This is a genomic window from Roseateles chitinivorans (assembly GCF_002761755.1).
GTDB classification, from domain to species: Bacteria; Pseudomonadota; Gammaproteobacteria; order Burkholderiales; family Burkholderiaceae_C; genus Roseateles; species Roseateles chitinivorans.
Window position 1 is genome coordinate 106,057 of sequence record NZ_PEOG01000014.1, and the last position, 6,336, is coordinate 112,392.

Sequence of the window (6,336 nt, forward strand, 5' to 3'; positions counted from 1 at the left end):
CCGGGTTACTTCGACGCGGCCGGGGCGGCGGAGGCGGCGCCTTGCGGCGGGGCGACCGTGCGGCCCTTGTCGTCGAGCTTGGCCTGCTGCGGCGTGACCGGCGCGCCGGGCATCGCATGCTGGAGGCCGTCGATGATCACCAGCTCGCCGGGCTTGATGCCCTGGACCGCGCGATAGCCGTCGAACTGGGCGCCGACGACCACCGGCCGGGGTGCCACGATGTTGTTGGGACCGACCACCATGACCACCTTGTTGGCCTGGTCGGTGCCGATGGCACGGTCGGGGATCAGCGTCGCGGTGTAGCTGCCGGTGCCTTCGAGCTTGACGCGGGCGAACAGGCCGGGCGTGAAGGCGCCGTCCTTGTTGTCGAAGACCGCGCGGCCGCGAATGGTGGCGGTGGCCGGATTCAGGCGGTTGTCGACGAAGTCCATGCGGCCCTCGTGCGGATAGCCCTGCTCGTTGGCCAGGCCCAGGTGCACCTTGCTGGCCTGCTCGCGCTTGGCGCCGCCGGCGCGGGCCGCGGCGGCGTACTTGAGGAAGGTCGCCTCGCTGGCGTCGAAGTAGGCGTAGACCTTGTCGCTGGAGACCACCGTGGTGAGCACGGGCTCACCCACGTTGACCAGGTTGCCCGGCGTGACGTTGGCGCGCGAGCTGCGGCCGGTGACCGGCGCGCGGACCTGGGTGAACTCCAGGTTCAGCCGGGCCTGGGTCACCGCGGCCTCGGCGGCGCGGATGTTGGCGTCGTTGTTGCGGACGGCGGCCTTGAGCTGGTCGATCTCCTGCTGGCTGACGCCCTGGATGGCGACCAGCTTCTCGGCCCGGCCGAGGTCCGACTTGGACAGGTCGGCGGCGGTGCGCGCGGCGGCGAGCTGAGCCTCGGCGCGAGCGACTTCGGCCTGGAAGGGACGGGGATCGATGGTGAAGAGCGGTTCGCCCTTCTTGACCACCTGGCCCTCGCGGAAGTGCACCTTGTCGAGCGTGCCGGCGACGCGGGCGCGGATCTCGACGGTGTCGGGCGCTTCCAGGCGCGCGGTGAACTCATCGAAGTCCTGGACTTCGCGCGAGATCGCCGGGGCGACCGTCACGGGCGGTGGGCCGCCATGCTGTTGTTGTTGATCCTGTTGTTGTCCGCAGGCGGTCAGCAGCAGCGCCACGAAGGCGCCGGCGACGGCATTGCGATGGAAAGACGGTCCGACCATGCATCACTCCCGAAAACGCCCGCGGCATCTGTTGCACCGCAGCGTGCGGCGGAATGTAAGCGGTCAGTCAATGACCGCAAAGTGCCGAGGGCAATACCTGTCCCTAGGCCCTAGGACTTATTGAGACGTCATTGACTGCCTGGGCAAGGTTGTGCGTAAGTCTCGTGGGAGCGGCTGTCGGAAAACGTCAGGAGGATTGGGCAAGGACGCCGGACTCTCTCTGAAGAGAGCCCGCTCGCGCGCTCCCGCAGCGGCGCGAAATTCCCAGGGATTGAAGCGACGAGCGTTCCAAACGAGTGCGACCGGGCGTTCCGGACATCCCAAAAATGAACCGACCCGGTGCATCGCGGGCTCCTCCGCCGGCATGACGCCCCTGTACGAAGGCATAGGGGCAAGGACGCAAAGAGATGGTCCGACAGGCCGGCGCCCTGGTCGCCCCGCCACCGCCGCAGGCACCGGCGTGGGCGTGGGCGAGGCATGGACAAGCTCCTTCTCAGGACAGCCTCTTGGCCGTTCGCTTGGCCTCCTGAATCGCCGTCTGAAGCCGACGGCGCAGTGCTTCATTCGTGAGGTCCAGGCGCCCTCGACGAGGGTGGTGGGGCGATTGCCGGGTGCCGGTGCGAACCATTCGTCGTCGAAAGGCAGCGCATGCCGATTCACGAGGTCGAATTTGGTCGGCTTCACAAGACCTGTCTTCGCGCTCGGCTCGACCACGAATTCCCCGGGGAAGAGCATGTTGGTGCGGCGGGAGGTCGCGTAAGCCACCACGACCACGCTGCCCTTCGGCTCGTCGACGGCCTCCTCCACCTGAAGCACGAGTGCGGGCCGCTCCTTGGGTCCGGGCACTCCGACGCGTTCCGGAAACCGGCACTGAACGATGTCGCCCGACTTCGGCCGCGGCGTCCAGTACATGTGGCCTCACAGCAAGGTGTCCAGCACCTTCCCGCGCCGCCGGGGTTCTGCCTTGGCGATCGCCTCGTGATGTTTCTTCGTGAGCGGCATGAACTTCTCCAATTCCTGTTCGTTGAAAACCTCGTCCCTCAAGCGCGCGAGCGCGAAGAGGACGGTCTGGGTCTCGTTGAAACCGAGCTTCTTGGCCATCGCTCGCAAGGCGTCTCTCGACACCGTCGTGAGCGTGTCCTCCTTGAAGTTGAGCTTCAGCGCTTGTTGATTGGTGGCGGCTGGCATGAGGGCTCCGCAGGTTAAAGGGGTACGGGATGCATAAACAATAGCCAATCCTTATGTATCGCACAAGCTGCGGCTGGCGGGCCCGGCAATAAAAAACCCGGGCAAGCCCGGGTTCTTCGATCGATGAGCCCGCGAGGGCTCTTGGCGATGCGGTCAGTGCACGCCGTGCATCAGCTTCTTCATCCACGGGCTCAGCAGCATCAGCAGCACGCCGGCGGCGGCGGGGATGATGGTGAAGATCAGGAAGAAGGTGGACATCGAATAGGTCGACGAGATCGCGTCGATGTACGAGCCGGTCGCGCCCGCGATCTTGTTGGCGATCGCCGCGTTGACGAACCAGACGCCGAACATCAGGCCCAGCAGCCGCGCCGGCGCCAGCTTCGAGATGTAGGACAGCCCCACCGGCGACAGGCACAGCTCGCCCATCGTGTGCAGCAGGTAGGCCAGCGTCAGGAAGATCATGCTCACCTGCGCCGTCTTCGCGCCGGCCGGGATGCCCGACGCGCCGTACGACAGCGCCGCGAAGCCCAGGCCCAGCAGCACCAGGCCGACGCCGAACTTCACCGGGCCGCTCGGGTTCCAGTGGCGCTCCCACATCTTGCTGAACATCGGCGCCAGGATCACCAGGAAGAAGGAATTCAGCACCCCGAACCAGGTGGCCGGAATCTCCGATTGCTCCATCTGGAACTCACGCCCCAGCATCCACAGCGACAGGCCCCAGATCAGCGCCAAGGCCACCACCAGCAGGCCGTTGGAGAGCGCGTACTTGCCCTCCGTGCTGCGCGAGAGCTTGATCAGCAGCCAGCTCAGGATCGCCACTGGGATCAAGGTCATCAGCGAATTGACGATCTTGAACACCAGCCCGCTCGTGCCGACCAGGGCGCGGTCGGTGTAGTCGGCCGCGAAGATCGTCATCGATCCGCCGGCCTGCTCGAAGGCGAACCAGAAGAAGATGGTGAAGAACGAGAACACGCCGATCGCGATCAGGCGGTCACGCACGATGTGCGCCGGCGTGTCGTCGAGCGGCTCGCTCGCGTCCACCATCGGCGCGTCCTTGCTCGGCGCGCTGCCGATGTCGCCGAAGATGCCCTGGCCGAACCAGAACTGCAGCGCGCCCAGGATCATGAAAACCGCCGCCAGGCCGAAGCCGTAGTGCCAGCCGATCTTCTCGCCGATGTAGCCGCACAGCGAGATGCCGAAGAACGCACCCGCGTTCACGCCCATGTAGAACAGCGTGTAGCCGCCATCGCGCTGGCCCTCGTTGTCCTTGGTGTAGAGCTGGCCGACGATCGCCGAGATGTTCGGCTTGAACAGGCCGGTGCCCAGGATCACCAGCCCCAGGCCGACATAGAACGTCGCCTTCGTGTCGAAGAACAGCGCGATGTGGCCGGCCGCGATGATGAAGCCGCCCAGCACCACCGAGCGCCGCGTGCCCAGCATCCGGTCCGCGATGTAGCCGCCGATGATCGGCGTCAGGTAGACCAGCATCGTGTACCAGCCGTAGAGGCTGGTGGCCTCCTCGCGGGTCCAGCCCCAGCCGCCCTTGGTCGTGGCCGAGATCAGGTACAGCACGAGCAGCGCGCGCATGCCGTAGTAGGAGAACCGTTCCCACATCTCGGTGAAGAACAGGACGAACAGGCTGTTGGGCTGGCCGAGGATGGTCTGCCGCGCTCCGGGAGTTTGAATTGTGTTCAAACGACGCTCCGTGATGGATCGGTGACCCGGCGCTCCGGGTCACGGGAAGTCGCGTTCCAGGGATCAGAACGCGTTTGCCGCTGGTCCAGGCCCCGGACCGATCGATCCCTTGGGGCCCGCCAGCGGCAGGCGCGCCATTGTCAGCGAAAGGTCAGCTTCAACCGCCGCCTCGGGATTAGGGCTCACCCTAGGTCGCGCGCCGCTTTCCCTGGGGCCTTCGCACGACCTCCACGGCCCGTTCACCCCGCACCGACGGCTCAGGGGCGCCCCTCGCGCAGCAGGCGCAGGCCATTGAGCACCACCAGCAGGCTCGCGCCCGCGTCGGCCAGCACCGCCAGCCACAGCGAGCCGATGCCCGCCAGCGTCAGCGCCGCCACGACCGCCTTCAATCCCAGCGCCACCGCGATGTTCTGCTTGAGCACCGTCGCTACCCGCTCGGACAGGCCGATCAGTTCCGGCAGCTTGCGCAGGTCGTCCTGCATCAGCGCGATGTCGGCGGTCTCCAGCGCGGTCGCGCTGCCGGCGGCCCCCATGGCGATGGCGATGTCCGCCCGCGCCAGCGCCGGTGCATCGTTGACGCCGTCACCGACCATCCCGACCGGCCCCTGCGAGCCGGCCAGCGCCGCGATCGCGTCGAGCTTGTCCTGCGGCAGCAGCGGCGCCCGCACCGCGTCCTCGGGCAGTCCGAGCCGGCCTGCCATCGCGACCGCGCTGGCGCGTTGGTCGCCGCTGAGCATCGTCAGCGCCAGGCCGCGACCGCGCAGCGCGCGCAGCACTTCGGCGGCCTCGGGCCGCGGCGTGTCCGACAGCGCCAGCAGCGCCAAGGTCTGCGTGCCGCGCATCAGCCAGACCAGCGTGTGGCCTTGCGCCTGCAGCGAGCGTGCCGCGGATCGGGCCTCGTCGTCGACGGCGCCGCGCTGCTCGGCCAGCCGCTCGTTGCCGAGGGCGAAGCCCTGGCCCTCCAGTTGCGCGGTCAAGCCCAGCCCAGGCAGGTTGCGCAGATGCTCGACCGGCGCCAGCGCGGTGCCTAGCCGCTCTGCGTGTGCCGCGACGATGGCCTGCGCCAGCGGATGCGCGCTCCCGGCGTCGAGCCGCGCAGCGAGATGCAGCGCCTGGTCGGCACTCACCGACGGGTACAGCGGCTGCACCGCCGCCAGCTGCGGCCGGCCTTCGGTCAGCGTGCCGGTCTTGTCGAAGGCCAGCGTCTTCAGCTGCCGGGCGCGCTCGAGGTAGAGCCCGCCCTTGATCAGGATGCCCCTTCGGGCGGCCGCCGCCAGACCGCTGACCACGGTGACCGGCGTCGAGATCACCAGCGCGCACGGGCAGGCGATCACCAGCAGCACCAAGCCCTTGTAGATCCAGTCGCTCCAGGCGCCGAGGCCCAGCAGCGGCGGCAGCACCGCCAGCGCAACCGCCACCAGCACCACTGCCGGCGTGTAGACGCGGGCGAAGCGGTCGATGAAGGCCTGTGTCGGCGCACGCTGCGACTGCGCCTGCTGTACCGCGGCGGCCATGCGGTCGAGCAGCGTGTGGCCCTTGTCCGCCGTCACCGTCATCTCCAGCAGGCCGTCGCCGTTGATGCTGCCGGCCAGCAGCGTGTCGCCGGGCGCCTTGTCGACCGGCATCGCCTCGCCGGTCAGCGCGGCTTCGTTCAGGCTGGATCGTCCGGTGAGCAGCCGGCCATCCAGCGGCACCCGCTCGCCCGGCGGTACGCGCACGCGCGCGCCGATCGCCACCTGCGCCGCCGGCACCGTGGCCCAGCGTCCGTCCTCGCCCTGGACCTGCGCCGTCTCCGGCGCCAGCTGCGTCAGTGCGCGGATCGCGTCGCGGGCGCGGGCCAGGCTGAGGCTCTCCATCATCTCGGACAGGCCGAACAGCCACACCACCATCGCCGCCTCCGGCCATTGGCCGAGCACGATGGCACCGATCACGGCCAAGCTCATCAGCAGGTGGATGTTGAGCGTCACGCTCTTCAGCGCGATCCAGCCCTTGCGCAGCGTCGGCAGGCCGCCGATCAGCATCGTCGCCACCGCCAGCGCAATCACCGGCGGGCCGGATTCGTCGAAGCCGGCGAAGGCCAGCGTCTCCGCCGCGATCGCGACGCTGATCCGGCTGGCGGTGCCGATGGTGGGCGAGCGGCCCGCGCCGTGGCGCTCGATCGTCGGGCCATCGCTCAGTTCCCTGCCGCGGCGGGCAGCAGCAGCGTCAGGCGGCCGCTGTAGCCCTGCGGACCGGATTGCAGCTCGGCCTCTTG

At 68.5% G+C, this 6,336-nt stretch carries 5 protein-coding genes; all 5 read right to left on the reverse strand.

Going from position 1 to position 6,336, the window contains the following annotated elements; all coding sequences use genetic code 11:
• Nucleotides 1–5 precede the first annotated feature (5 nt).
• Nucleotides 6–1,199, reverse strand: coding sequence for an efflux RND transporter periplasmic adaptor subunit (locus CS062_RS06965; protein WP_099860725.1), 1,194 nt, complete (start codon nt 1,197–1,199; stop codon nt 6–8).
• A gap of 117 nt (nt 1,200–1,316) precedes the next feature.
• Nucleotides 1,317–2,111: a type II toxin-antitoxin system PemK/MazF family toxin gene (locus CS062_RS27365; RefSeq protein WP_143742271.1), complete on the reverse strand. Its 795-nt coding sequence runs from the start codon at nt 2,109–2,111 to the stop codon at nt 1,317–1,319.
• Between the two features lie 6 nt (nt 2,112–2,117).
• Nucleotides 2,118–2,387 carry a hypothetical protein gene (locus CS062_RS06970; RefSeq protein ID WP_099860727.1) on the reverse strand — a complete coding sequence of 90 codons (270 nt, stop codon included), beginning with the start codon at nt 2,385–2,387 and terminating at the stop codon, nt 2,118–2,120.
• A 153-nt stretch (nt 2,388–2,540) separates the two neighbouring features.
• A complete protein-coding gene (locus CS062_RS06975; protein ID WP_199174185.1) occupies nt 2,541–4,082 on the reverse strand; it encodes a peptide MFS transporter in 1,542 nt (513 codons plus the stop codon).
• A gap of 257 nt (nt 4,083–4,339) precedes the next feature.
• The coding region (locus tag CS062_RS06980; RefSeq protein ID WP_143742272.1) for a heavy metal translocating P-type ATPase at nt 4,340–6,336 on the reverse strand (1,997 nt) is incomplete at its 5' end.

Excerpts from the sequence above, each read along its gene's own strand:
- CS062_RS27365 (WP_143742271.1), bottom strand. The coding sequence starts at position 2,111 with ATGTACTGGACGCCGCGGCCGAAGTCGGGCGACATCGTTCAGTGCCGG.
- CS062_RS06970 (WP_099860727.1), bottom strand. The coding sequence starts at position 2,387 with ATGCCAGCCGCCACCAATCAACAAGCGCTGAAGCTCAACTTCAAGGAG.
- CS062_RS06965 (WP_099860725.1), bottom strand. The coding sequence starts at position 1,199 with ATGGTCGGACCGTCTTTCCATCGCAATGCCGTCGCCGGCGCCTTCGTG.